Origin of the sequence: Kribbella sp. NPDC048928, from assembly GCF_043197975.1 — a bacterium.
GTDB lineage: Bacteria > Actinomycetota > Actinomycetes > Propionibacteriales > Kribbellaceae > Kribbella.
Window position 1 is genome coordinate 310,174 of sequence record NZ_JBICUC010000007.1, and the last position, 25,025, is coordinate 335,198.

The 25,025-nt window shown below is 69.0% G+C and carries 27 protein-coding genes; 13 read left to right on the forward strand and 14 right to left on the reverse strand.

The window, feature by feature from the left end:
- Window positions 1-34: 34 nt before the first annotated feature.
- On the reverse strand, window positions 35-532 hold the full coding sequence (locus tag ACGFI6_RS29695) for a GDSL-type esterase/lipase family protein (protein WP_393124294.1): 498 nt from the start codon (window positions 530-532) through the stop codon (window positions 35-37).
- Window positions 533-653: 121 nt separating this feature from the next.
- On the opposite strand from ACGFI6_RS29695, the gene ACGFI6_RS29700 reads away from it, so the two are divergent.
- Both ACGFI6_RS29700 and ACGFI6_RS29705 read left to right on the forward strand, forming a co-directional pair.
- The gene (locus ACGFI6_RS29700; RefSeq protein WP_393124296.1) at window positions 654-1,001 is read left to right on the forward strand and encodes a PucR family transcriptional regulator; all 348 of its coding nucleotides are present in this window, start codon (window positions 654-656) and stop codon (window positions 999-1,001) included.
- 14 nt (window positions 1,002-1,015) lie between these two features.
- Window positions 1,016-2,341, forward strand: a complete 1,326-nt coding sequence (locus ACGFI6_RS29705) for a cytochrome P450 (RefSeq protein ID WP_393124298.1) — start codon at window positions 1,016-1,018, stop codon at window positions 2,339-2,341.
- Between the two features lie 134 nt (window positions 2,342-2,475).
- Here the strand turns inward: ACGFI6_RS29705 and ACGFI6_RS29710 are convergent, their stop codons facing one another.
- Window positions 2,476-2,979, reverse strand: a complete 504-nt coding sequence (locus tag ACGFI6_RS29710; protein WP_393124300.1) for a DUF5709 domain-containing protein — start codon at window positions 2,977-2,979, stop codon at window positions 2,476-2,478.
- 58 nt (window positions 2,980-3,037) lie between these two features.
- On the opposite strand from ACGFI6_RS29710, the gene ACGFI6_RS29715 reads away from it, so the two are divergent.
- Entirely contained in the window at window positions 3,038-4,201 is a 1,164-nt protein-coding gene (locus ACGFI6_RS29715) for an aromatic acid exporter family protein (protein ID WP_393124302.1), read from the forward strand.
- Window positions 4,202-4,203: 2 nt separating this feature from the next.
- Window positions 4,204-4,386, forward strand: coding sequence for a hypothetical protein (locus ACGFI6_RS29720; RefSeq protein WP_393124304.1), 183 nt, complete (start codon window positions 4,204-4,206; stop codon window positions 4,384-4,386).
- Window positions 4,387-4,625: 239 nt separating this feature from the next.
- Here the strand turns inward: ACGFI6_RS29720 and ACGFI6_RS29725 are convergent, their stop codons facing one another.
- Complete coding sequence (locus ACGFI6_RS29725) at window positions 4,626-5,069, reverse strand: OsmC family protein (RefSeq protein ID WP_393124306.1); 444 nt, start codon at window positions 5,067-5,069, stop codon at window positions 4,626-4,628.
- 3 nt (window positions 5,070-5,072) lie between these two features.
- Entirely contained in the window at window positions 5,073-6,215 is a 1,143-nt protein-coding gene (locus ACGFI6_RS29730; RefSeq protein ID WP_393124308.1) for a phosphatidylinositol-specific phospholipase C1-like protein, read from the reverse strand.
- 208 nt (window positions 6,216-6,423) lie between these two features.
- Here ACGFI6_RS29730 and ACGFI6_RS29735 point away from each other — a divergent pair, with 208 nt between their 5' ends.
- Window positions 6,424-7,041 (forward strand): TetR/AcrR family transcriptional regulator, encoded by a 618-nt coding sequence (locus ACGFI6_RS29735; RefSeq protein WP_393124310.1) that lies wholly within the window; start codon window positions 6,424-6,426, stop codon window positions 7,039-7,041.
- Window positions 7,042-7,070: 29 nt separating this feature from the next.
- Here ACGFI6_RS29735 and ACGFI6_RS29740 read toward each other — a convergent pair whose 3' ends face one another.
- Both ACGFI6_RS29740 and ACGFI6_RS29745 read right to left on the reverse strand, forming a co-directional pair.
- The gene (locus ACGFI6_RS29740; RefSeq protein WP_393124312.1) at window positions 7,071-7,472 is read right to left on the reverse strand and encodes a DUF3592 domain-containing protein; all 402 of its coding nucleotides are present in this window, start codon (window positions 7,470-7,472) and stop codon (window positions 7,071-7,073) included.
- Window positions 7,473-7,684: 212 nt separating this feature from the next.
- Window positions 7,685-9,550: a DUF5107 domain-containing protein gene (locus tag ACGFI6_RS29745; protein WP_393124314.1), complete on the reverse strand. Its 1,866-nt coding sequence runs from the start codon at window positions 9,548-9,550 to the stop codon at window positions 7,685-7,687.
- Between the two features lie 36 nt (window positions 9,551-9,586).
- Here ACGFI6_RS29745 and ACGFI6_RS29750 point away from each other — a divergent pair, with 36 nt between their 5' ends.
- A complete protein-coding gene (locus tag ACGFI6_RS29750) occupies window positions 9,587-11,242 on the forward strand; it encodes an FAD-binding dehydrogenase (protein WP_393124316.1) in 1,656 nt (551 codons plus the stop codon).
- On the opposite strand, the gene ACGFI6_RS29755 is transcribed toward ACGFI6_RS29750, so the two are convergent.
- A complete protein-coding gene (locus ACGFI6_RS29755; protein WP_393124318.1) occupies window positions 11,239-12,096 on the reverse strand; it encodes a serine protein kinase RIO in 858 nt (285 codons plus the stop codon). The genes ACGFI6_RS29750 and ACGFI6_RS29755 overlap by 4 nt on opposite strands.
- Window positions 12,097-12,257: 161 nt before the next feature.
- Entirely contained in the window at window positions 12,258-12,971 is a 714-nt protein-coding gene (locus ACGFI6_RS29760) for an NIPSNAP family protein (RefSeq protein WP_393124320.1), read from the reverse strand.
- 166 nt (window positions 12,972-13,137) lie between these two features.
- Here ACGFI6_RS29760 and ACGFI6_RS29765 point away from each other — a divergent pair, with 166 nt between their 5' ends.
- A complete protein-coding gene (locus tag ACGFI6_RS29765) occupies window positions 13,138-13,929 on the forward strand; it encodes a sigma-70 family RNA polymerase sigma factor (RefSeq protein WP_393124322.1) in 792 nt (263 codons plus the stop codon).
- A gap of 98 nt (window positions 13,930-14,027) precedes the next feature.
- Window positions 14,028-14,981, forward strand: a complete 954-nt coding sequence (locus ACGFI6_RS29770) for a hypothetical protein (protein WP_393124324.1) — start codon at window positions 14,028-14,030, stop codon at window positions 14,979-14,981.
- Window positions 14,982-15,047: 66 nt separating this feature from the next.
- Here the strand turns inward: ACGFI6_RS29770 and ACGFI6_RS29775 are convergent, their stop codons facing one another.
- Window positions 15,048-15,710, reverse strand: coding sequence for a hypothetical protein (locus tag ACGFI6_RS29775; protein WP_393124326.1), 663 nt, complete (start codon window positions 15,708-15,710; stop codon window positions 15,048-15,050).
- 163 nt (window positions 15,711-15,873) lie between these two features.
- Here ACGFI6_RS29775 and ACGFI6_RS29780 point away from each other — a divergent pair, with 163 nt between their 5' ends.
- Window positions 15,874-17,964 carry a thiamine pyrophosphate-dependent enzyme gene (locus tag ACGFI6_RS29780; protein WP_393124328.1) on the forward strand — a complete coding sequence of 697 codons (2,091 nt, stop codon included), beginning with the start codon at window positions 15,874-15,876 and terminating at the stop codon, window positions 17,962-17,964.
- A 9-nt stretch (window positions 17,965-17,973) separates the two neighbouring features.
- Here ACGFI6_RS29780 and ACGFI6_RS29785 read toward each other — a convergent pair whose 3' ends face one another.
- Window positions 17,974-18,450, reverse strand: coding sequence for a DUF1992 domain-containing protein (locus ACGFI6_RS29785; RefSeq protein WP_393124330.1), 477 nt, complete (start codon window positions 18,448-18,450; stop codon window positions 17,974-17,976).
- A gap of 81 nt (window positions 18,451-18,531) precedes the next feature.
- On the opposite strand from ACGFI6_RS29785, the gene ACGFI6_RS29790 reads away from it, so the two are divergent.
- Window positions 18,532-19,113, forward strand: coding sequence for a hypothetical protein (locus ACGFI6_RS29790; protein ID WP_393124332.1), 582 nt, complete (start codon window positions 18,532-18,534; stop codon window positions 19,111-19,113).
- On the forward strand, window positions 19,113-20,036 hold the full coding sequence (locus ACGFI6_RS29795; RefSeq protein ID WP_393124334.1) for an ornithine cyclodeaminase family protein: 924 nt from the start codon (window positions 19,113-19,115) through the stop codon (window positions 20,034-20,036). Before ACGFI6_RS29790 ends, ACGFI6_RS29795 begins: the two co-directional genes overlap by 1 nt.
- Here ACGFI6_RS29795 and ACGFI6_RS29800 read toward each other — a convergent pair.
- From ACGFI6_RS29800 to ACGFI6_RS29815, 4 genes are all read right to left on the reverse strand, one after another.
- Entirely contained in the window at window positions 20,033-20,776 is a 744-nt protein-coding gene (locus tag ACGFI6_RS29800) for an SDR family NAD(P)-dependent oxidoreductase (protein ID WP_393124336.1), read from the reverse strand. The two genes, ACGFI6_RS29795 and ACGFI6_RS29800, sit on opposite strands and share 4 nt — an antisense overlap.
- A complete protein-coding gene (locus ACGFI6_RS29805) occupies window positions 20,773-21,252 on the reverse strand; it encodes an SRPBCC family protein (RefSeq protein ID WP_393124338.1) in 480 nt (159 codons plus the stop codon). The genes ACGFI6_RS29800 and ACGFI6_RS29805 overlap by 4 nt, the downstream gene beginning before the upstream one ends.
- A complete protein-coding gene (locus ACGFI6_RS29810; protein ID WP_393124340.1) occupies window positions 21,249-21,563 on the reverse strand; it encodes an ArsR/SmtB family transcription factor in 315 nt (104 codons plus the stop codon). Before ACGFI6_RS29810 ends, ACGFI6_RS29805 begins: the two co-directional genes overlap by 4 nt.
- A gap of 66 nt (window positions 21,564-21,629) precedes the next feature.
- Complete coding sequence (locus tag ACGFI6_RS29815; protein ID WP_393124342.1) at window positions 21,630-22,262, reverse strand: hypothetical protein; 633 nt, start codon at window positions 22,260-22,262, stop codon at window positions 21,630-21,632.
- 188 nt (window positions 22,263-22,450) lie between these two features.
- Between ACGFI6_RS29815 and ACGFI6_RS29820 the strand changes: the two genes are divergently transcribed.
- On the forward strand, window positions 22,451-23,497 hold the full coding sequence (locus tag ACGFI6_RS29820) for an iron-siderophore ABC transporter substrate-binding protein (RefSeq protein ID WP_393124344.1): 1,047 nt from the start codon (window positions 22,451-22,453) through the stop codon (window positions 23,495-23,497).
- Between the two features lie 106 nt (window positions 23,498-23,603).
- Complete coding sequence (locus ACGFI6_RS29825; RefSeq protein WP_393124346.1) at window positions 23,604-25,025, forward strand: ATP-binding protein; 1,422 nt, start codon at window positions 23,604-23,606, stop codon at window positions 25,023-25,025.

A 25,025-nucleotide genomic window follows, 5' to 3' on the forward strand; every position in this document is an offset into this window, starting at 1 on the left:
TGGGCGGCGGTGGTTACGAGGGTGACGAAGGCGGTCATGCCTTGGGCGCTGGGGTGTAGGGGGCTGCTGCTGAGGCGGGGATGAGGCCTTCGAGCCAGCGTTGGCCGATCGGGGCGCAGGCGTCGTGGCCGATGCTCGGCGTACGGAGGTCCACGTAGTGCGCGCCATGAGCGGCCGCCTGCGTGGCGAGCATGGCGTTCAGACCGTCGATGGTCGACTGCAGGTAGTTGGCATCGGTCGGCCAGACCGGGATCTGCGGATAGCAGCCGTTCGGACGGATGTACGTCCCGTAGCCCGTGACGAGGATGCGAGCGTGCGGTGCGCGCCGATGGATCTCGTCGAGTGCCGCCCCGAACGGCGCGGCAGTCGCGGCGATCCAAGCCGCCAACTGATCGGTGCCGCCGGCGGTGTAGCGCGCCTTGCAGGACGTACCAGCAGGCGGCGGCAACAGGTTGATGCAGCTGAGCGCGGCCACGACCAGCCCGGTGTCGTTCCCGCCAATGGCGACCGCCGCTACATCCCGACCCCACACGAGCAGCCCTCTTGGGGGGCTTCGTACGCGACTGGGGCGGGTCGCCGGAGTCGAGGTCACGCTCGCCGCGACAACGGCTGCCCCGTCGGAGGTTCCTGCCGCTGCCGGGCTCGTACGGGAGTTGCTCGACGTCGTCCGTACGCATCAACTGCCGCCCGGCGTCTACGAATTGGACGACCTGCTGCTCGAGTACCAACTCAGCCGCCCCGGCCCAGCACACGATCGGCTGGCGAGCATGCTCGCGCCGTTGGCCGAGCGCGATGACCTGCTGGCAACTCTGCGCCGCTACCTGGCCAACGCAAGGAACCGCCGCCAGACCGCGGCCGAGCTGCACGTCCACGCCAACACCGTCGACTACCGGCTGCGCCAAGTCGGCCGGCTGACCGGACTGGACCCGGTACGGGACGACCAGTTGCCGAGGGTCGTCGCAGCGCTTGCCGCATTCGATGCCCGGCGTTCACCCGGCTGACGTAACTTGGCAGCATGGCTCCGACACCTTTGCTCGGTTCCCGGACCCTCGACCGGCAGACGGCGCGGACGTTGCCGCCCGGCCCGAAGCTCCCGACGCTCGCCCAGACCGTGCTGTTCGCGAGTCACCGCAGGACGTTCTTCCCGCGGATGCGGGACAAGTACGGCGATGTGTTCACGATCCGGCTGGTGCCGTCGAGCCGGGTCTGCGTCGTCCTGAGCCGGCCCGAACACATCCGTGAGGTGTTCGGCAGCCCGCCCGCGGTGATGCACGCCGGCGAGGGCAACACCGTGCTCGAGCCGATCATGGGCTCGCACTCGTTGCTGCTCCTGGACGACGAGGACCACATCCGGATGCGCAAGCAGCTGATGCCCGCCTTCTCCGGCGCGGCCCTGCGTGGGTACGCCGGGATGGTGCACGAGCTCGCCCGCGCCGATGTCGCGACCTGGCCGATCGGGACGCCGTTCAAGGTGCACCACCGGATGCGGAACCTGACGCTCGAGATCATCCTGCAGGTGATCTTCGGCGTCACCGACGTCGACCGGCTGAACACGTTGCGCCCACTGCTCGACAAGATCGTCTCGGTCTCGCCGGTGATCATGCTCGGCGGTTTCTACCCGCCACTGCTCAAGGTCCGGCCGTGGAAGACCTTCCTGGACACGCAGCAGCAGATCGACGAGATCCTGTACGACGAGATCGCCCGCCGGCGCGAGACGTTCACCGGACGTACGGACGTACTCTCCCGATTGCTTGCTGCTGGCAACTGGTCGGACGTGGAGCTGCGCGACCAACTGGTGACGCTGTTGCTGGCCGGGCACGAAACCACGGCGACCGCGATGGCCTGGGCGTTCCACGAGCTCGCGCGGCGGCCGGAGGATCTGGCGTTCGGCCAGCGGGCGGCGGATGCCGGCGCGGACGACGAGCTGGAGGCGGTCGTCAAGGAGGCGCTGCGGCTGCACCCGGTCGTGTACCAGGTCGGGCGGCGGCTCACCGAGACCGCCGACATCGCCGGTTACCGGCTCCCCCGCGGTACGACGATCATGGCCGCGATCGGCCTGGTGCATCGCGACGGCGAGCACTTCCCGCAGCCGAAAGAGTTCCGGCCGCAGCGGTTCCTGTCCGACGACCCGCCCGCACCCGGTACGTGGATGCCCTTCGGCGGCGGCGCCCGGCGCTGCATCGGCGCTGGCTTCTCCCTGATGGAGGGCACAGAAATCCTCCGAGCAGCGCTAACGGCCTACAACTTCCAGGCTCCGCACCCCAAACCAGAACCCGCCCAACCCAAAAACGTAACCCTGGTCCCCCGCCACGGCGCAGAAATCACAGTCACGCCCCGCTGACCCACAGGCGGGTCGTCCGCCGCGGGCCCTCACCGTTTGGAGGGTTCACCCCTCAAATTGCCCCTTCACCCGCGGTGTCCGGGAGGCGAAGGGGCAGCTTGAGGGGTGAACCCTCCAAACGGGGCCTCGTGGGCTCAGTCTTCGGCGTCGCCTACGTCACCTAGGTCTACGTCCTGGTAGCTGTCCAGGTTTTGGTCGTCATCGTCTTCCAGTTCGAAGGCGTCGTCGTCGTCCACGACGTGGACTGCGGCCTCTTCGGCGCCGGCGGCCGCGCCGTCGATGCCGACGTCCTCGGCGAACAGCTCTTCGTCGTCGTCACCGTGCGCACCCTCGTCGGACGCCACCAGACGGCCGGAGCGCTCGGTGCCGACCTCCGGGCCGCCGACATCCTCGCCGTCCTCGGCGTACGGGTCCGCGTCCGGGACCTCCTGGGCGATCCGCTGGTCCAGCGACTCACCCTGCACAGCCTCGTCCGCCGTGGTGCCGAAGCCTTCGCCCGCGGACCACTTCTCCGGCGGCGAGTACCCCTCGTCGAGCAGATCGTCGACACCCCGGTCGTTCAGGGTGTCCTCCTTCTGCAACTGATCCTCGTCGTCTACGGAGTAGCTCCCGTAGTCCTCGCGGTTGTTCTCGGTCATGGACAAACCTTGACGCCTAAGGCGCGGATGAATCAAGCGGGCGCTCAGATCCAGCACAATGGGCCGGGTGGATCCGGTCAAACTGACGTTGGACCAGCTGCGGGAGCTGCGCGACGACATCGCGCCGCAGGCCGCGCGGCGGTCGCGTGCGTCGGTCCGGCGGCGGATCGACCGCTTGCGCAGCCGGGCGTTCTTCATCGCCCAGTGTGCGCTCGCCGCCGGTGTGGCCTGGGCGTTCGCGCGGTACGTGGTCGGCCACAAGCAACCGTTCTTCGCCCCGGTCGCGGCGATGGTCTGCCTCGGATTCAGCTTCGGTCAGCGCCTCCGCCGGGTCGCCGAGGTGATGGTCGGCGTGGCGGTCGGGGTCGGGGTCGGCGACCTGTTCGTCCGGGTGTTCGGCACCGGCGTACCGCAACTGGTCTTCGTGATCGCGCTCGCGATGAGCGTCGCCGTACTGCTCGGTGCGGGCAACCTGATGACCACTCAGGCCGGCGTCCAGGCCGCCATCGTCACCACGCTGCTCCCCAATCCGAACGCCGGCTTCAGCCGCTGGCAGGACGCGACGCTCGGCGGGCTGATCGCGCTCGCGGCGGCCACGATCGCCCCGGCGGCGGCGATCCGGCGCCCGCGGCAGCAGGCCGCCGGCGTCCTCAGCGAGCTGGCCGAGATCCTGAACGAGACCGCGGACGGCCTGCGTTCCCGCGACGAGGAGGCCGTCACGGACGCGCTCCGCCGCGCCCGCGCCAGCGAGTCCCGGCTCGACGACCTGCGGAGCGCCGCCGAGGAGGGCGTCGCGGTGGTCCGGCTGTCCCCGTTCCGGCGCCGGCACCGCGGCCGGGTCCAGGAGATCGCGGACCTGGTCGTCCCGCTGGACCGCGCGATCCGGAACACCCGCGTCCTGGTACGGCGCTGTGCCGTGTCCGTGTGGCGCGACGAGGCGATGCCCGCGGAGTTCCCGATGCTGCTCGAACGCCTCGCCGACGGCACCCGCCTGATCGGCGAATCGCTCTTCGAGCCGGCCGCCGACGTCGCCGCACACCGCGTACTGGGCGAGTTGGGTCGCCGTACGGCGGACATGCCGCTGCCGGTCGGGCTGTCCGCGGTGGTCGTCCTCGGTCAGCTCCGTTCGACGATCATCGACCTGCTCGAGCTCACCGGTACGTCGTACGACGACGCCCGGAAACTGGTCCCGCTCCGGCCGGACGGGCTCGACGAGAAGTAGCAGTGACTCAGGTCACAGCCCGGATCGCCGTCATACCTGCGGACCGGACGCGTCTCACCGGCATGACGATCCACCGACTGATGACCACGATGGCCACCGAGCAGGTCCGTGATCTCGAGGACCTGCTGGCGGTCGACCTGAGCCAGCCCACCGACGACCGGAACGACGCCGCCGCCGAGCAGTAAGGCGCCACCCGGACGAACGGAACCGGGCGGCGCACCCGGACGGCCTGGCCCACCGAGCCAGACCGCACGGAAGTCGCACATCAAACGCAGAGGCGCCCTGGTGCGAGGCGCCCCCGGATCCGTTACCGGTGCACCGCCACAGAGGTGCACCGCCAACCACCCGCCGACCGTCCTGACGCCGCTTGCGCGAGGCTCAGGCCGGTCGGTGGGTGGTTTTGCTTTGCCGGCGCGGCAACAGGTCAGCTCGCGACGGTGATCTCGGTGGTGACCGAGTTCGCGATGAAGCACTCCCGGTGCGCGAGGTGGTGGATCCGCTCGAGCGCCTCGGCGTCCGGCGCCGTACCGCCCCAGACGATCTTCGGATGCAGGGTCACCTCGGTGATCGCCAGCCGGCCGTCGGCGTTCTTCGCCATCACGCCGACTGCGTGGTCGTCGTACGCGTCGACCACCAGGCGCTTGCGGGCCGCGATCGACAGGAACGTCAGCATGTGGCACGACGACAGCGCCGCCACGAACGCCTCCTCCGGGTCGACCGGGCCGGGGTTCCCCAGGTACTTCGGGTTCGCCGAGCCCGGCACCGTGATGCCACCGTCGAAGCGCCACTCGTGGTCGCGGTTGTAGCTGTCGTAGGTGAAATCGTATTCACCACGGCTCCAACTGACATCGACCACGTGCTCCGACATGACTCACCCTTCCGAGACGGCCGCCTTCGCGGATGCGGTGACGGGATTGCATCGTACGGGAGTGTGTCCGGGCAGCTTGGCGACGTAGTCGCTGTCGTAGCGGGCCGCCATCCCGGCAACCGGGAAGTCCGTGGTCACCCATTGCGCGCCACTGGCCAGCGCGATGCCGAGCCGGGTGTAGTCCTTGTCCCGGATCGTTGCCATCGGCTCGTCGGAACGCGTACGGACCAGATAGCCCTTCTTCACCAGGCGCTGGATCTCGGCCTGGTTCGCACCGCGCGGGTCGTTCACCTCGGTGACCGCCGCGTCCGGCGCGCCCTCCGGGCCGCGGGTGAAGACCGCCCGGCCCTCGAGGTTCGGCTTGCCGGCGGTGTAGGTGTCGCGGATCGCGCCGGGTCCACCGTTGTCGAAGTAGAACATCACCTGGCCGCGGACGCTGTTCAGCTTCGGCCAGCCCTTCTTCAGGACCGACTGCTCGAGCGTCAGGCCGGGCTTGCGGACGTCGTCCGGCGTGATGATCTCGTTCTCGCTGAACACCGAACGGATCTCGGTGTCGACGCTGTCCAGGTTCCCGGCGTCCCACGGCGGCGCCTCGACGCCACCGGCGGCGACCACCTGCGGGTCGGACTGCTTCAGCTCGAGGTTGATCGCGATCGGCACGTGGTTCGGGTGCGCGGCGGACCAGGTCTTCACCTGCTGCAGACAGCCGACGAACGTGTCGCAGTTCGTGTTGTAGTCGAAGTCCGGGATGTGCATGACCTTGATCCCCGGCGCGGCCATCGCCGGATCGGTCAGCGGCCCCTGCCCGGTGAGCTTGCGGATCAATGGATACGTATACAGCCCGCCCTGCGGATCCGGGAACAGGTCCAGCTCCAGCGAGCGGACGTTCTGGTCCTCGAGTTGCTGGGTGATCGGTGCGTGCGAGTACCAGAGGTCGACCGAGCCGGCGTTCTGTTGCTGCTGCACCTTCTGCTCGTTCGGGCTGAGTTCGCGGTGGTACGAGTTGTGCGATCCGACCACCTGCAACTGGTTCATCCGCAGGTCGTTGCCCTGCGACCCGTTCCGCGAGTACGCCGTACCGGCCACTCCTGATGCGGCGAGTGCGGCGGACGCGAGTCCGGCGACCACAGCTCTACTGACGCGCATGTATGCCTCCCCTTCCAGTGACGGCATTGAATGCCGCGACTCCGTCGCGGCGGGTCATGCGGCTCTAACTCCCGTCCTTCCCTCGTCGCTCCGGTCGCTTCGCTCCCTCCACTCCTCAGTCCAGGACGGGAGGCCGCATGACCAAGCTGTCGGCAATCTGTCACAAAGAGGTGGCAACGATGTCCCCGCCGGCGTGGACAATGAGTGAATGGTGACATCGGGTGCGTATCCGCTCCGCCGGACGCCGACCCAGGACCGGGCCAGCCGGCAGGTCGAGCGGATCCTCGACGCGGCCTGTGCCGAGGTCGTCGAACGCGGGTACGACGCGGCCTCGACGAGCGGGATCGCGAAGCGGGCCGAGATCGCGGTCGGCAGCGTCTACCGGTACTTCCCGGACAAGCGCAGCCTGATCCAGGCGATCGAGCGCCGCAACCAGGCCCGCTACACCGACGCGGTGCGGGAGCGCCTCGCGGACGTGACGAGCTGGCACGGGGCGATCGACGTCACGCTGGACACGTTCCGGGAGATGCACCGGACAGACCCGGGCTTCAAGGCCGTGGTGCACAGCGGGCTCGGCGACCCGGAGCTCGAGGCGAAGCCGGGAGAGTTCGACGACCAGCACGCCGGGGAGTTCGCGGAGCTGCTGGTGGCGCGCTTCGGCGCCCGCGATTCGCGGGACTTCCAGCTGGCCGTGACGCTGGCCATCACGATGGGCGAGGCGCTGGCGCATCTGGCGGACCGGCTGTCCGCGGCCGAGGCGAAGGCGGTCCTGGATCAGGGCCGGCCGGTGCTCTACGACCTGATCGCCCCGCATCTTCCTGCTTGAGCCAGGGAGTTGGCTCAAGCAGGTGTTCCTCAGGCTGCCGGGGCCGCTGAGTACGGGCCCAGGGTCGGCCAGTGGCTGACCCGTCCGGCCAGGCGAGCCCGGCGCGGGTTCCGGAGGTCGTACGCGACGATCACCCGGTCACCCTTGGTGTAAGTAATCCTGCTCCCGACCGGGAACTTGCGAGCGACCTCGTACGGTCCCTCACCCCGACGGGTGTAGTACTCGACGATGACCTCGGTGTAGACCGCCGGGGCACCGCTCTCCAGTTGGCCGCGGACCGGGCCACGCACCCGGATCACTCGTCCCGCGGTCTTTTCCTCCGTGCCGGTAGGGATTTCGTCCCGGCGCAGGCCGGCCAGGACCTCAGTCACGATGAAAGCCGCGACCACCAGCACCAGGCCGAACCCACCTAGTACAACGATCGTCAACATGGCACTCACCCCCGACGCGCCGCCCGCGAGCGACGCGGTCGTTTTGTCGAAACTGCCTGTGCGGCGTTTGCCGCTTACCGATGGGACGCCACCGAACTTCACTTGGTTCCAGTAGGGTACAAACTTTTTCTACAGGAGCATCATCTCTTCTACAGCTCCATAGTAGAGTCCGGTGGAGCGGTGTTGCTAGAGGTAGAGTTGACCTGTAGTTGTCAGTTTCCGCCCATTCCGAACCGGTACTGCGGCGGAACCGGCCGCTGCGTGCCGAGTGCCTCCTCGGCGGCCAGCCAGTAGTCCGTGAGTGGATTCGCACCCTCACGCACAGTCGCCAACTGGATACCCGCCGCGAGCAGCTCGTGAGCCGCCGCCGGATCGCCCGTCTCCAGCGCATGCCGGACCCGCAACAGCTGGATCCGAGGATCGTCCGGCGCCTGCGCGAGCATCCGCTCAGCCCGCGGTACGTCCGAATCGAGCGCAGCCGCCACCGCCTCCACGACGAGAGGCACCAGATCGGGCCGCACCTCCACAGCGCGCTCGTAGTACTCCAGCTCTCCCGTCACGAGACCGAGGTTGCGAAGCGCCCACGGGTTGTCCCCGGACTGCCGCCACGCCTCGATTGCGCCGTCGACGTCATCGTCGTAGTGCCGCGCCACGCCCCGGTGGTACCAGACGAGCCAGTTGTCATCCGCTGCCTCCAGCAGCTCCCGCCAAGCAACCAGAGTCCCGTCCGGTACGTCGTCACTCGCCGGCAACTGCCCGTCGAGCAACGGCAACCACGCCAGTTCCCGCGCGGTCAACGTGTCATCGCTGAACGGCGTACCGTCCGACACCGTCCAACTGGTGCGCTTGAGCTCAAGGGCACCCCACCCTGACCCCATCGCCAACCGCTCCGCCGGCGCAGCGTCTACAACCCCCAGCCACTCCCGCTCCCGGTCAGGCAGCCCGTCCAGCAAAGGAGCCAGGACAGCAGCTCCCCCGGCTCGAGCTGTCTTCCAGTCCTGGGAGTGCGCGACACCGGCGTCCATCGAGAGACCCCCGTACGCCTCCAGCCAGGACCAGGAGGTCGCCGCGGGCAGCTTGAGATGCTCCATCTGCGTCCGCGCAAGCCCGGCCTGAATCTCGGCGTACCCATCGCTGTCGTGCCCCGGCGCCAGCCACTCCTGCCAGCGGTGGCCACCGTCCCCTTCACCCCAGACGAACAGCTTCCGCCCCTGCAGCCGCTCGGTGGACGCCTGAACGAAGCCGTCACCCGAGCCGTCGACAGACGCGATCCACGACCGTTCCTCCGCCAGCGGCTCGAAGAAGTAGTCGACTGCCCGCGGATGCCGCATCGGGTACGTCAGGTCCGGCTCCACGTCGATGACGTCGATGAGGTCGAGCCGGCTGCCGTACCCGAACCGCCACGCCTGGTCAGCAGGCACCAGCACCCGACGGTCGGGCGACTGCGGTACGGCGATGTTCGACCACCAGTACGCCGGGACCTCGACAGCCGACGGGTTCTGCAGCCGGACGCCGACGTACAGGAACTCGGAGTCCTCCGGCAGCCAGAAGTCGAGCTGGGTGACAAGGTTGCGGGTCCGCTCGAGCTCCCACAGCCGCAGGACCGGCGTACCGTCCGGGCCGTCGACCCGCGCGGCGTGCATCGGTGCGCAGGTGCCGGTCCAGTGGCCGGTGCTCCCGACGTTCCACTCGACGCCGCCCGCGAACCAGGCGTTGCGCAGGGCAAGGTTCGCAGGCTGGAACACCGGATTGCGGTAGAGCAGTTCGGTCCCGCGATGGACGAGCGAGTACAGCCGGCCACCGAGCCCGGGCAGAACGGTCGCGCGGACATGCTCGTTCTCCAGTACGAACGCCGGCAGGGACGTCTCCACGAGCGTGCGGTCGTACCCGTCCTGATTCAGGCACGGCAGCGGACTGTGCAGCCGCCCGTACTCGACGTTCTCCCGCAGGTCGTCCGGCAGCTCGGCGATGTTCTCCACCACATGCGGCTCCCGCTGCATCCGGAGCGGAGCGAGCGGGTTCTCCACACCGAGCGAAGCTGCAGGAAGTACGACGTTTTGCGCAGAAAGGATCGTCACTGCCACATCTTCGCAAGTGCGCTATACATGGTCGACATGGACGCTGATGTGATCGTGGTCGGGGCGGGGTTGGCGGGGCTGGCTGCGACTGCTGAGCTGGCGGACGCGGGGCGGAAGGTGCTGCTGCTCGACCAGGAGCCGGAGGCGTCGCTGGGTGGGCAGGCGTTCTGGTCGTTCGGCGGGCTGCTGTTCGTCGACTCCCCGGAGCAGCGCCGGATGGGGATCAAGGACTCCCGCGACCTCGCGCTGCAGGACTGGCTCGGTTCGGCCGGGTTCGACCGGCTGGCCGACGAGGACAAGTGGGCGCGGCAGTGGGCCGAGGCGTACGTCGACTGGGCGGCCGGCGAGAAGCGCCCATGGCTGCACGCGCAGGGCGTGCGGTTCTTCCCCGTGGTCGGCTGGGCCGAGCGCGGCGGGTACAACGCCGACGGGCACGGGAACTCGGTACCGCGCTTCCACATCACCTGGGGTACCGGTCCGGGCCTGGTGGAACCGTTCGAGCGGCGCGTCCGTGAGGCGGTGGCGAAGGGGCTGGTCGAGTTCCGGTTCCGGCACCGGGTGGACGAGCTGACCGTGACCGGTGGTGTGGTGGACGGTGTCGCCGGCAAGGTGCTCGAGCCCAGCGACGTACCGCGGGGTGTGTCCAGCTCACGGGTCGAGGTCGGCGACTTCGACCTGAAGGCGCAGGCGGTGATCGTCACCTCCGGCGGCATCGGTGGCAACCACGACCTGGTCCGTCAGCAGTGGCCGCAGCGGATGGGCGAACCGCCGAAGCGGATGATCAGCGGCGTCCCCGCGCACGTCGACGGCCGGATGCTCGCGATCACCGAGCAGGCCGGCGGCCGGTACGTGAACCGCGACCGGATGTGGCACTACACCGAAGGCATCCAGAACTGGGACCCGATCTGGCCGCAGCACGGGATCCGGATCCTGCCCGGGCCGTCGTCGCTGTGGTTCGATGCCACCGGCAAGCGACTACCGGTACCGCTGTTCCCCGGGTTCGACACGCTGGGGACGCTCGAGCACATCATGCGGACCGGATACGACTACACCTGGTTCGTCCTCACCCAGAAGATCATCGAGAAGGAGTTCGCGCTCTCCGGCCAGGAGCAGAACCCGGATCTCACCGGCAAGGACATCAAGGGCGTACTGGGCCGCGCCCGCGGTGGGGCGACCGCGCCGGTGCGGGCGTTCATGGAGCAGGGTGCCGACTTCGTTGTTCGCGGCAACCTTCCGGACCTGGTCCGGGGGATGAACGACCTGACCGGCGAGAACCTGATCGACCTCGACGACCTGGAGCGGCAGATCGTCGCGCGGGACCGCGAGCTGACCAACACCTTCACCAAGGACCTGCAGGTGACCGCGCTCCGCGGAGCCCGCAACTACCGCGGCGACAAGCTCATCCGGGTGGCGTCGCCGCACCGGATCCTGGACCCGAAGGCCGGGCCGCTGATCGCCGTACGGCTGAACATCCTGACCCGCAAGTCGCTCGGCGGTCTGCAGACCGACCTGGACTCGCGGGTCCTGCGGACCGACGGCACACCGCTCCCCGGCGTGTACGCGGCCGGGGAGGTCGCAGGCTTCGGCGGCGGCGGCATCCACGGCTACCGCTCCCTGGAAGGCACCTTCGTCGGCGGCTGCCTGTTCACCGGCAGAACCGCCGGCCGAGCCGCCGCGAAGGCTGTCTCCTAGAACACCATCGTCAGGAGGTCGGCGAACAGTTCTTGTTCGTCGACGTCCAGGCCGCGGTTGGTGAACCACGTGGCCATGTTGTGGCAGTCGCGCAGCAGGAAGTCCATCCCCTTCGGGTTGCCGACGATGTCGACGACCTGCGGCAGGTCGATCAGCACGATCCGATCGGCCTGCGCCAGGACGTTGTACGGCGAGAGGTCCCCGTGCGCAAGCCCGGCACGGGCCAGCTCACGCATGCCGTTCCGGAGCTGCTCGAAGTACACGCCGAGCAGCTCCTTCGACGGCCGGACCTGCGCGAGCCGTGGTGCGGCACCGCCTTCGCCGTCGTCGATGAACTCCATCAGCAGCTCGGTGCCGTCCACCTGCACGGGGTACGGCACCGGGACGCCGGCCTTCCACAGCCGGTTGAGGGCCTCCCACTCGGCGTACGCCCAGCCACCCGCCGCGACGCTCCGGCCGTGCGAGGTCTTCTTCGCCATCGCGCGGCTGTCACGGCTGTTGCGGGTACGGCGGCCTTCGACGTACGACGTACTGCGATGGAAGGACCGGTGCTCCTCGGTGCGGTACCGCTTCGCGGCCAGCAGCGAGGACTTCGCCGGGTTGTCGCCGATGGCTTCGACGGCCCGTTCGACCAGGAAGACGTCGGCTTCCTTACCGGTTTTGAGGACGCCGAGCTCGGTGTCGATCGCAGCCTGTTCCGTCACGACCCAGTTGGGTCGTGGTTCCGGGCCGCGAGAACCGCGCTCGACGTCCAGCCAGGTGGACCACCGTTGATCCGGTCCCAGGGTCTCGTCGACCGACTGGAACTGGAAGGTGAAGTAGTTATCGGTGAGTTCGTACTCGGATGAAGACAACTGGAATGCTCCTGAACCGTGAAGTGAGACTGACGCGGACATGCCGCAGCACAGTGATGGCCATCCGTCAGCCCTCCTCAGGTCCAGGCGGCGTTCGTCACCGCTCGGTCGCACCAGGATGCCCGCGCATTCCAGGCTCCGCAACGTATTTACCGGACCATTCAGCGGAACTGCGATCGTGCGGTCGGACGCAACCGGAGCTCCTGCACCGGCCTCGCGGAGCGGCAGACCAGCTCCGGCTGCACCCGCTCCCGCCAGACCCGGGACGCCGCGAGCTGCCGACGGTGTTCGTCGTACGCCGAGTCGCCGGGGAACCGCGCGAACCAGGCCAGCACCACCTCGTCCCGCAACGGCAGCTGCGGAAAGTTGTTCTTGGCAACCAAGCTCTCGAACACCGCGACCGGCTCGGCACCGGTCGCGGCCAGGACGGGCGCGACCGTGTCCGTGAAGTACTCCACGAAGCCGTCGTCCTCCGCGCCGCGGTGATACACGGCGCCGGCGATCACCGAGCTCGGGGACTCGTCGGCGCGCGGCGCGTCGAGCACGGGGTAGCCCGCACCGAGGCGTACTGGCTTCAGCAGCAGGGCGTTGTCGGAGTCGACCATCGTCGCGTTGGCGGCCGCGGAGTGCGCACGCCAGATCGGGCCGTAGTAGAAGGCGTTCAGGGCGTCCGCGCGGGCCGGCAGATCGCGGAACCCGCGGATCCAGACGAACCGGTCCGGGTCGTCGAGATCGCGGAACTGACCGGCGATGTGCATCCCGGTCTGCTCCTGCCCGTCGACGAAGTGCGTGTCGAACAGCTCGATCAACGTGTCCCGTTGCCCGGGATGCAGGGTGTACTGGCGCAGGTCGACGACGGCGCAACACTCGTTCATGAGTGCGAGCAAACCATCGAAACCTGACAGTTACTGTCAGGCGACAAGCGTTTCAAACAGCCGTAACAACCGGGCACTTGCAAGCTGCGCCTGAGTTTGATCTGGTGGAACCCAGTGGTTGAGCCCCCTGCCACGACCTGCAACGACACGACGAGAGGTCTCGCCCGTGACGATCGCAGCAATCGAAGATTCCAAGCAGAGCATCGCCGACACCACCCACGAGCTGCTGCTCGAGGCGGACGCCGTCCCCGATCCACGGCACCAGGCCTGCCTCGACCAGGTCGTCCTGCTGAACGCTCCGGTGGCCAGATCCATCGCGTCCCGCTATCGCAGCAAGGGCGTCGACTCCGACGACCTCGAACAGGTCGCCTATCTCGGTCTCGTGAAGGCCGCGAACGGCTACCGGCTGGACGCGTCGACAGCCTTCCTGTCGTACGCGGTGCCGACGATCCGTGGCGAGCTGAAGCGCTACTTCCGCGACTGTGCGTGGACGATCCGCCCGCCGCGGCGCGTGCAGGAGATGCAGGGCAGCATCGCGGCCGCCGAGCCTGAACTGATGCAGCGCCTCGGTCATGTACCGAGCGACCAGGAGACCGCCGCGGCACTCGGCACCGATCCGTCCGAGGTCGCCGAGGCCACATCGGTCCGCGGCTGTTTCAACACGCTGTCGCTGGACGCTCCCGGTACGACGGACGGCGGGACCAGCCTGATGGAGACGGTCGCGAACGCCGAGGACGGGTACGACCTGGTGGAGAACGTGCACACCCTGACGCCCGCGGTCGCGAACCTCGGCGACCGGGACCGGCGGATCCTCCAGCTGCGGTTCGGCAGCGGGTTCACCCAGGAGGAGATCGGGCACGAGCTCGGCGTCAGCCAGATGCAGGTCTCCCGGCTGCTCCGCGGCATCCTCGAGTCGCTGCGCACCGACCTGGCCGCCCGCGTACCGACGGACGGGTAGTGGTCCGCTCCGCCCGCTCAGCTTGAGCCGCTGCCAGGCTCAGGAAGTGGCGGCTGAGCCCACCACTACCCGTTGTTCGGTGCGGTAGCGTCGCCCTCGTGGACTTCGAGGAGGCGGCGGATGCGGTGTACGCGGCGCCGGCGGCCGACTTCATTGCTACTCGCAACGAGCTGGCCAAGCAGCTGAAGGCCGACGGCGACCCGCTCGGGTCGACCCGGCTGAAGGCGCTGCGCAAGCCGACGGTCGCGGCCTGGATCGCGAACCTGCTCGCCCGCAACCTGCCGGAAGAGCTCGACGACCTGCTCGCGCTCGGCGACGAGTTCCGCGAGGCGACCGCGGACCTAGACGGCGACCGGCTGCGCGAGCTGACGCCGCGCCGGCACCAGCTGCTGGACAAGCTGACGAAGGAAGCCGCGCGGCTGGCCGCTGCCGAGGGTCAGAAGATCAGTCCTGACGTCGGGCAGAAGCTCCGCGAGACGCTCGACGCTGCGCTGGTGGATCCGGCGGCGGGTGACGCCGTACGCGACGGACGGCTGAGCAGTGCGCTGCGGCACGTCGGGTTCGGGGTCGTCGACGAGAACGGCGAGCCGTCGAACGTCACCCCGCTCACCGACGACCGCCGCCGGGCCGCCCGGGACCGCCGCAGGACGCCGCGGGCCGTCGAGGACAAGGCTGCGGAGGTCAGGCCGGGGCGGACCGGGAAGACGGCGGAGGCGGGTGCAGCAGAGCCGGCTGAGGCTGAGCCGGCCGAGACCGCGGCGGCGCGCAAGGCGCGGGAGGCTGCGGAGCGCGAGCGGCGGGAGCGGGAGGAACGCGAGGCTGCCGAGAAGGCGGAGGCGAAGCAGGCCTTCGAGGATGCGGTCACGGCGGCGCAGGAAGCCGAGTCGACGGTCGAGGATCTGGAGACCCAGCTCGACAACGCCCGCGAGGCGCTCTCCGAGGCACAGTCGCTGGTCCACCGCCTCGGCAGCGAGCTCGACGAGGCCCGCCGAACGGCCCGCGAAGCGCAGAAACACAGCCGCGAAGCCCGCAAACACTACAACCGCCTGTAGTCACCCGCCCGCGGCCGGAGCAGCGCAGCCGCCGGTGGGCGATGCAGCCGCCGGTGGGCTGGGGGGCTAGTTTTCGGGGTTTGGGGTGGGGAGTAGGTAGCGGCGGGGGTTGGGTGGTGCGCCGGCGTCGAGCCAGCGGTGGAAGCCGGCAGGGTTGCGGCGCTCGAACTCGTCCAAGCAGATGCGGCGGACCTCGGCGACGGCCTGGCGATCCCGCGGACCGGCCTCGTGCGCGAGCTGCTTCGCGGTGTCGGACCAGACACCGCAGAGCTCGGCGATCGTCAGCGGGCACTGCAGGGTCTCGATCAGCCGCTCGTCCTCCGCGAGCTGCGCGTCGGTCAGGCGCTCCAGCCTCCGCTGCTTACGCGACGGCCGGTGGTCGGGTCGCCGGTCCGGCACCGCGAGGTCGATCAGTACGAACACGATCGCCAGGATCACCGCCGCCGTCACGCCGAGTGCGCCCCAGGCGAGCAGCCGCACCAGCCCGGGCAGACACAGCACAGCCGCAGCCGCCGTCGCCGCGACCAGCGCCGCGGAGCCGTACGGAGCATCGTCGGTCACATGCCGCACCACCGCGGCGAGCGGCCAGATCAGCGCGAAGACGACGACCAGCACGATCGCGGCGGCAATCGGGCCGAGCAGCAGAACACCGGCGAGCGCCCCGGCCGTCCCGATCCCGAGACCGGCCGCGCTCCCCGTCCGCCGTGCGACCCGCGAAAGATGCCTCACCACAGCTCACTCACCGTCACCACACCCCACAGAGTCCCCCTCACCCGATGAACGAACAACCCCTCGGGACGGTTCCGCTTCCGGCGCGCCCCGCGTCGAGGGTGACCTGTTCAACCCGTGGTCGGTGCTGTCATCGACGCCGACTTCACGGATCATTGTTGAAATGAGGACCTTCGCCGAACGCGTCCGCGGCCTCGCCCCGGCCCCGTGGGAGCACGACGTAGAGCTGCTCCGCAGTCTGTACGACGCCCAGCTCGGCAGCCGGCACGCGGACCTGGCGGCCCGCTGGATGCAGTCCCAGGGCACCGGCTTCTACACGATCGGTTCGGCCGGCCACGAGGGGAACGCGGCCGTCGCCGCCGTCCTGCAGCCGACCGACCCGGCGCTGCTGCACTACCGCTCGGGCGCCTTCTACCTGACCCGCGCCGCACAGTGCGGTTCGAAGGACGGCCTGCGCGACATCCTGCTCGGCGTCGCCGCGGCGACCACCGAGCCGATCGCGGGCGGCCGGCACAAGGTTTTCGGCCGGCACGAGCTGTCGATCATCCCGCAGACGTCGACGATCGCGTCCCACCTGCCGCGCGCGATGGGCGTCGCGTTCTCGCTGAACCGTTCGCACAAGCTCGGCGTACCGTCCCCGTGGCCGGACGACGCGATCGTGGTGACCAGCTTCGGCGACGCGTCCGCGAACCACTCGACCGCGACCGGCGCGATCAACGCCGCTCTGCACGCCTCGTACCAGGGCCTGCCGATGCCGTTGCTGCTGGTCTGCGAGGACAACGGCATCGGGATCAGCGTGCGTACTCCGGACGGCTGGATCAGGCAGGCGTACGGCTCGCGCCCCGGCCTGCGGTACTTCGACGCGGACGGCACCGACCTGGACGCGGCGCTCTCGCTGGCGACCGAGGCGGCGACCTTCGTACGGCGGAACCGGCGCCCGGCGTTCTTGCGCCTGCGAACGGTCCGGCTGCTCGGCCACGCCGGGTCCGATGTGGAGACGGCGTACCGCTCCCCCGCAGAGCTCGCCGCGGACGAGGAGCTGGACCCGCTGCTCGGTACTGCCCGCTACTTGCTCGGAGCCGGCTACACCGCCGACGAGATCGTCGAGTTGTACGAGGACAAGCACGCCGAGGCACTCCGGATCGCGGCCGAGGTCGCTGGACTCCCCCAGCTGACCTCACCCGAAGTCGTCGCCGCGCCGCTGCGCTTCCCCGAGTCTGAAGCGGTCGTCGATGCGCTGCCGCAGCGCATCCCGGCCGCAGAACCGTTGACGCTCAGCCAGTCGATCAACCGAGCGCTCAGCGACGTCCTGGCGTCCTATCCGGAGGCGATGGTCTTCGGTGAGGACGTCGGCCGCAAGGGTGGGGTGTACGGGGTGACGCGCGGCCTGCAGAAGGCGTACGGGCCGGCCCGCGTCTTCGACACGCTGCTCGACGAGCAGTCGATCCTCGGACTCGCGCTCGGTGCGGGAGTGTCGGGGTTGCTGCCGATCCCGGAGATTCAGTACCTGGCGTACCTGCACAACGCCGAGGACCAGCTGCGCGGCGAGGCGGCGTCGCTGAAGTTCTTCTCGCAGGGGCAGTACACGAACCCGATGGTGCTGCGGATCGCCGGCTACGGCTACCAGAAGGGCTTCGGCGGTCACTTCCACAACGACGACGCGATCGGCGTCCTGCGCGACATTCCGGGGATCGTGATCGCGTCACCGTCCCGTCCCGACGACGCGGCCGGGATGCTGCACGCGTGCGCGGCCGCGGCCCGGTCGACCGGTGCGGTGAGCGTGTTCCTGGAGCCGATCGCGCTGTACCACCGGCGGGACCTGCACGAGGATGGCGACGAGCAATGGCTGGCACCGTACGCCGGCGAACCGGTGCCGATCGGGCGCGCGCGGACGTACGGCGACGGAACCGAGCTGACGATCGTGACGTTCGGGAACGGTGTGCCGATGAGCCTTCGGGTGGCTGCCCGGGTGCCGGGGATCCGGGTCGTCGACCTGCGCTGGCTGGCGCCGTTGCCGGTCGAGGATCTGTTGCGCGAGGCAAACATCACCGGGCGGGTACTGGTCGCCGACGAGACGCGCCGTACTGGTGGCGTGTCCGAAGGCGTGCTGGCCACGCTGATCGACCACGGGTACACCGGCCGGCTGGCGCGCGTGACGAGCTACGACTCGTACGTCCCGCTCGGCGCGGCCGCCCACGAGGTCCTGCTCAGTGAACAGACCATCGAGGCCGCCGCGCGCGAACTGCTCAGCTGAAGACACTCCTCAGCTGAACAGGCGCTGCCAGAAGGACTTCTTCTTCGGCTGCGGTGGCTCTGCCGGGCCGGAGATCGGCTCGCGGGCCGGGCGGTCCATCCGCCACTGCGCGATGACCACTTCCTCGTCCACCTGGCCGGTCGGGACGACGGGGCCGCTGGTGTCGCGGATCGCGATCCGGATCCGGTTGTTCAGGTCGGCGAGGTACTCGCGCACCTCGGACTCGCGGCGCATCCCGCGGACCTTCTCGTGGATCTGCTGCTTCTCCTTGCGGAGCTGCATCGCCGACGGCAGCAGCGCGTCGGTCTCGACGTTCTCACGGCGGATAAAGTCCTTCACCCACCAGTCCGGATCGTGCCCGTCGGAGAGTTTCAGCGGCTTCCCGGCCCCCGCCAGGTTGTCGAACTCGCCCGCCTGCTGGGCTCGCTTGAGCTGGGCCTCGACCCAGTCCTGGGTCTTCATGCCCGGTGGCTTGCGCTCGGTCATGGTGTCGGCACCTCACCTAGGAGTTGCTTCGGAGCACCATCGTACTGACTTGTGAATGCAATCACAAGGCATACTCGAAACGTGCAGCTGACCGATGAACAGATCGCGGCGATGACGCCGGCCGAGCGCCGGGACCTGATCCTGCGACTCGCGCCGCGCCCGGGCGGGTTGCCGTCCCGGCGGACGATCGAGCGGTTCCGCAAGTGGCGGACCGTACTGATCCTGATCTGCGTGGCCGTCCTGGTCCCGTGGACCGTGTACCTGGCGATCACCCTGCCGAGCCACTACGTCGCCCGGAACTGGGTCGCGACCTGGGTCGGGTTCGACATCTTGCTGCTGACGATGCTGGTGCTGACCGCGATCGGCGGCTGGAAGCGCAAGCAGTTCGTCTTCCCGACCGCGTTCGCCTCCGGCGTGCTGCTGATCTGCGACGCCTGGGTCGACGTGATGACCAGCCAGCGCGGCGACGACCTCACCCAGGCGCTGCTCAGCGCGCTGCTGGTCGAGCTCCCGCTGGCGTTCGTACTGATCGCCGGCCCGCTCCGCCTGCTCCGGATGGTCGCGATCCGGCACGGCATGATCAATCCCGAGTCGCACCTGTGGCGGATGCCGATCCCGATCCCCGATCTGTACACCGACCACAAGGTCCCGCCGCCGGCCTGATGACAGTCCTCCTGACCCGCTCGGACATCCTCCGCGCGCTCCACGTACCGGCGGTGCTCGACGCGCTGCGCGCCGGGTTCCGGCAGTCCAACGACATCGAGCCGCTGCGGATCCGGACCGATCTGCCTGGTCCCGGTACGGCGACGGCGCTGCTGCCGGGCCTGATCCCGGGGATCCCGGCGTACACGGTGAAGGTCAATGCGAAGTTCCCTGATGCCAGTCCGGCGCTCCGCGGCGTCGTGTGCCTGCACGATCTGACCGACGGCACACTGCTCGCGCTCCTCGATTCGGCCACGATCACAGCCTGGCGCACAGGTCTCGCCGCCGCCCTGGCTACCGACGCTTTGGCCGGTCCGGCGACGTCGGTCGGGGTGGTCGGAGCCGGTGCTCAGACCGCGATGGTGATCGCCGGACTCGCGGTCCTCCGCAAGATTGAGCAGCTGGTTGTGTACGACCTCGATCCGGAGCGAGCGGCAGAATTCCTCGTACAGCAAGGGATTCCGGGCACCGTTGCGAACAGTCCACAGGAGGTCGCCGCGGCCGCGGACATTGTCGTTCTCGCCACTTGGTCGCGGCGACCGCTCCTCACGGCCGCCGACGTACGGCCCGGTCAGCACTTCACCACCCTTGGCGCCGACGAGCCGGGCAAGGTGGAGCTCTCCGCCGATCTCCTGTCCGCGGCCCGCGTGGTGGTCGACGACCGCGCACTCGCCGCCCAGATGGGTGCCCTGGGCAACGTTGGCCTGCCCGCCGATGCGGCGCACGCGACCTTCTCCGAGGTACTGACCGGAGCCGCCGCCGGTCGCCGCTCGGCCGGCGAGCTCACCGTCTACGCGCCCGTCGGCCTGCCCTGGCAGGACCTGGCGATCGCCTGGCCCGTCCACCAGGCCGCCGAAGGGAAGACGATCGACTTCCTTGTCTAGTTGACGGTCGCGCCCGCGCTGAGGTTGATCGCGGTGCCGGTGATGGAGGCCGCCTGGTCCGAGGCGGCGAAGGCCGCGACGGCGCCGACGTCGGCAAGGGTAGCGGCGCGGTTCAGCATCGTCTGCGCCGCCGTCTGCTCGGCGATCTCGCGGCGGAAGTCCTCGGGGTAGGTGTCGGGATTCGACTCCGGAATGCCATTGGTCTGCAGGGTGATCACCCGGATGCCGTGCTCGCCCAGCTCGCGCGCCAGGCTGCGGCGGAGCGCCTCGACCGCGCCGAACCCGACCTGGAACGCGCCGAGGTTCGCCATCGGGTCGCCGTTCCCGCCGAAGGTCAGGATCACGCCGGAGCGCTGCTTGATCATCTGCCGGGCGGCGGCGCGGGACGTGAGGTAGAAGGTGCGGAGCATGTTCCGGACCGGTTCCTCGACGTCGGCCAAGGACATGTCGGCCAGCGGCGTACCGAAGTACTGCTTGTGGCCGATCAGGTTGAACGAGATGTCGATCCGGCCGATCGCCTCGGCATGCCGGTCGATCGATTCCTCGTCGAGCGCGTCGACGACACCGGTCTCGGCCTTGCCGCCCGCGGCGCGGATCTCGGCGGCGAGGCGTTCGAGGGTCTCCGCCGTCCGGCCGGCCAGGTGAACGGTCGCGCCTTCGCGGGCGAACGTCTTCGCGACCGCGCCGCCGATCGGGCCGGTCGCGCCGTACACGACCGCTTGCTTGTCGATGAGCATCATGGGTGGGCCTCCTCGGCCAGTGCGGTGACGAGATCGTCGAGTTGCTGCATGGAGGCGACGACCCCGCGTTCCATGCCGCCGTCGACGTACAGGTCGCGGTCCTCGACCGCGAAGAAGACGGTGTTCTGGGTCAGGGTGGTGACCCCGTCGGCCTCGTCGAAGGTGATCAGATTCAGATAGACGGTCCCGGGCGCCTCGTCGAACTCGTACGTCTGCACGATCCGGTCGGGCGTCGGCTCGCCGTGATAGAGCCCGTGGAACGCGTAGCCCTTGCCGTCGACGTCGTAGTGCGTCCACCGCCAGCGGCCGCCGTGCCGCGGGTCGAGCTGGTTGACGACGAGCTCGAGCCCGGCCGGCCCGAGCCAGCGCTTCACCAGGTCGGGCTCGGTGTAGGCGCGGAACAGCAGTTCCTTGGGTGCGTTGAACGTCCGGACGATGACGACCTGCGGTACGCCGGGCTCCGCGGTGATCTTCACGAGTCCTCCTTCAGGTCGTCCAGCAGTTCGTCGAGGCGGTCGAAGCTCTCGGTCCAGTAGGCGCGGTAGTCCATCAGCCAGCCGACGGCGGTCCGCAGCGGCGCGGCCTCGAGATGACTGAGCCGCGCCGTCGCGCGCTGCGAGCGGCTGATCAGGCCGGCCTGCTCCAGCACCTTGAGGTGCTTGGACACGGCCGGCTGCGACATGCTGAACGGCGCCGCGAGCTGCGCGACGGTGGCGTCCCCGCCCTTCAGCTGGACGAGGATCGCCCGGCGGGTCGGATCGGCCAGCGCCGCGAAGACGCCGGTCAACCCATCTTCATAACCAGATGGTTTCAGAACCATGTGGTTAAGGATGCAGAGCGCGGGCCTCTGCTGTCAAGGGTGTCGCCGCCAGGCAGTCGAGTCGCACCAGGCCGGGTCGATGCCCTGCTGGATGCAGTACTGCCGGAAGAGATCCTGCTGGGTCGACGGCGTGACCGTCGACCGCGAGGGGCGCGGCCGGGCGGTTGTCCGGGTGGGAGTCGGGGTCGTCGCTGCCCGCTCGGGGCTCCGGCGCCTGGTCGGCTTCGAGCTCGCCCGATGCGTAGGCGTCTTGCTCGGGACGGCAACGGTGTGCGGTACGAGCGATGGCGCGGTGGTTCGCCGTACGGCAGGAGGCGTCGACACTCGTACCGGAGTCTGGGAAGGCGAGGACGACTGGGTCGCCCCGGCGAACTTCACGGCTGTCGAGTCGTCCGGGCTGCCATTGAAGACGCCGATCGCCAGCACCGCCCAGATGTTGACCGCGGCGAACACGAGCAGCGCCGCCGCCCCGGCGTACACGGCCCGGCGGGACGGGGCGGCGTACCGGCCGACCGGTCCGAGAACCGGCTTGCCCCGACCGTCGACCCAGAAGCGCCAGCCCGGTGGCGCCGGCGGCCAGGAGGCGTCGGGGTGCCAGGACTTCGGCGGGATCCAGTTGCGACGAGGTGTGACCGGCCAGTTCGGCGGTACCACGAACCGCTTCAAGACAACTCCTCCGCCGGCACCGTCAGGACGCTCGCACCCAGCCCAACGACACAGACCCGGCGCGGGCTACTTGCGGCTTCGGTACGACCCGCGTGTCGACTGGCTTTTTCGATCAACCCCTGGCGCGAGGACCGATGAAGTCAGGTTAGGCTTACCTACGTGCGCCACTCTTCGGAGGAACTTCCGCCATGGCTTTGTCTCGTATCCGGTCGGTCGCGGCCGTCGCGATCGCCGCTCTCACCCTCTGCGCCGGCCTGACCGCCTGCAGCCAGGACGACACCCGGAACTCCGCGGCGACCACCGGCGACACCGCCGGGTTTCCCGTGACCATCGACCACCTGTACGGCTCGACCACGATCAAGGCGAAACCGCAACGAGTCGTGACGCTCGGCGGCGGCGACATGGAGGCGGCTATCGCGCTCGGCGTCGTACCGGTCGCCGGCGCCGACTGGTTCGGGGACACGCAGTTGCGCGGCTGGGTGAAGTCCGCGCTCGGTGACCGCCCGGCGCCGAAGCTGATCGGCGCCTCGGAGCCGAAGTTCGAGGAGATCGCGGCGCTGAAGCCGGACCTGATCGTGTACGTCAACACGGTCAACGACAAGAAGCAGTTCGACACCTTGAACGCGATCGCGCCGACGATCGCGGCGCCGGCGGGGACCAAGAACGTGTACGGCGTGCCGTGGCAGGACCAGGTCCGTGAGATCGCCAAGGCGACCGGGACGACAGCCGCCGGCGAGCAGGTCGTGAAGGACACCGAGAAGCTGGTCACCGACACCGCAAAGGCGAACCCGGAGTTCGCGGGCAAGATCATCACCGCCGGCGTGTACTCGGCCAACAGCCTGAACGCCTGGCTGCCGTCGGACCCACGGATGCGGCTGCTGACCTCGCTCGGGTTCAAGTCCAACCCGCAGATCGACGCGATGGAGAACGGCGACTTCTACGTGAAGATCTCCCCGGAGCTGACCCCGAAGCTGGACGCCGACGTGGTCTTCATGGCCGCCCTCGACAGCTCCGGCAAGCTCGACCCCGCGGCCGTCAACGACAAGCTCTTCAACGCCCTCCCCGCAGTCAAGGCCGGCCACATCGCCTACTGGGGCGGCGCCCCGGTCATCAACACCCCCACCCCGAGCGGTGAATTCTCCAGCGCCATGTCCATCGGCGGCCCCCTCGGCATCAAGTACGCCCTCCCCAAACTCGCCCCCATGCTCAAAACCGCCCTATCCGGCAAGAACTAGCGCGAGGCCGACCACCCCGACCTCACGATACTTACATTTGCGAAACTTTCCTCAAAGAAAGTATCTTGAAAGTAAGTATCCGACTCGTGGCCCGGGGTGATCACCAATGCACGGATTCGTCGGACGTCGACGTGAGCTCGGCCTGCTCGACGACCTCCTGACCCCGCTGAAGGCTCGCGAGCGGGGCACCCGACGCGGCAGGGCCGTGCTGCTGCGAGGGCGTCGACGAGTGGGAAAGTCGCGGCTGGTCGAGGAATTCCTTGAGCGCTCGGAACTCCCGCACGTCTTCTTCACCGCGGTGGGCGGCTCGCGGGACGGCGACCTCGCCGCATTCGGCGCTGAGATCGCGGCCTCGACGCTGCCGGACGCGCCACGGTTCGCGGACTTCGCGGTCCCCCAGACGTGGGACGCGGCGTTCGCCCTGCTCGTCGCGGCGCTTCCGCGCGACCAGCCGAGCATCGTGGTGATCGACGAGATGCCGTACCTGATCAGAGACGATCCGACCTTCGAGGGTGCCCTGCAGAAGGCGTTCGACCGCTCGCTCGCCAAGCTGCCGGTGCTGTTGATCCTGATCGGTTCCGATCTCGCGATGATGGAGCAACTGAACACCTACGGCCGCCCGTTCTACCAACGAGGCACCGAGATGGTCGTACCGCCGCTCAATCCGGCCGAGGTTTCCAGCATGCTCGGTCTGCCACCGGCCGAGTCCTTCGACGCCTATCTGATCAGTGGGGGTCTGCCGCTGATCCTGGAGGAATGGCCCCGAGGCGCCGGCACCGTCGAGTATCTGGAGCAGGCACTGCGTCGACCGACGTCGGCCCTGCTCGTCAGCGGGGAACGTGCGCTGGCTGCCGAGTTCCCTACCGAGGCACAGGCGCGCCTCGTGCTGAGTACGATCGGCCACGGGGAGCGCACCTTCACATCGATCGCCCGTGCGTCCGGAGACCTCAACCCCGGCGCCGCAAAACGCGCTTTGGGAATCCTGACCGCTCGCCGGATCGTGGCCGCGGAACTACCGCTGTCCGCACGCCCGAGCCGGGAGACCCGCTACCGGATCGACGACCCCTATCTACGGTTCTGGCTGTCCTTCGTCGGCCCTGGGATCCCGATGATCGAGCGCGGCCGGGGCGATCGCGTCCTCGAGACGATCCGCACGAACTGGACAACCTGGCGAGGCCGGGCGATCGAGCCCGTCGTCCGCGAGGCGCTCCGGCGGCTGACAGACGAATCACTCCCCGCCGGCACCGATGCCGTCGGCGGGTACTGGACCCGAACCAACGACCCCGAGATCGACATCGTCGGAGCCGACAGGGCGCCGATCGCCAAGCAGATCACGGTTGTCGGGTCCATCAAGTGGCTCGAGAACAAGCCCTTCGACCAGCGTGACCTCGCCCGATTGATCCGGCACAGATCACAGCTCCCGGGTGCTGACGACGTGACGCCGCTGCTCGCGGTCAGCCGTCATGGGTGCACCGCGCGGGACGTTGTCCACATCTCGCCGGACGTCCTGATCTCCGCCTGGGAGTGA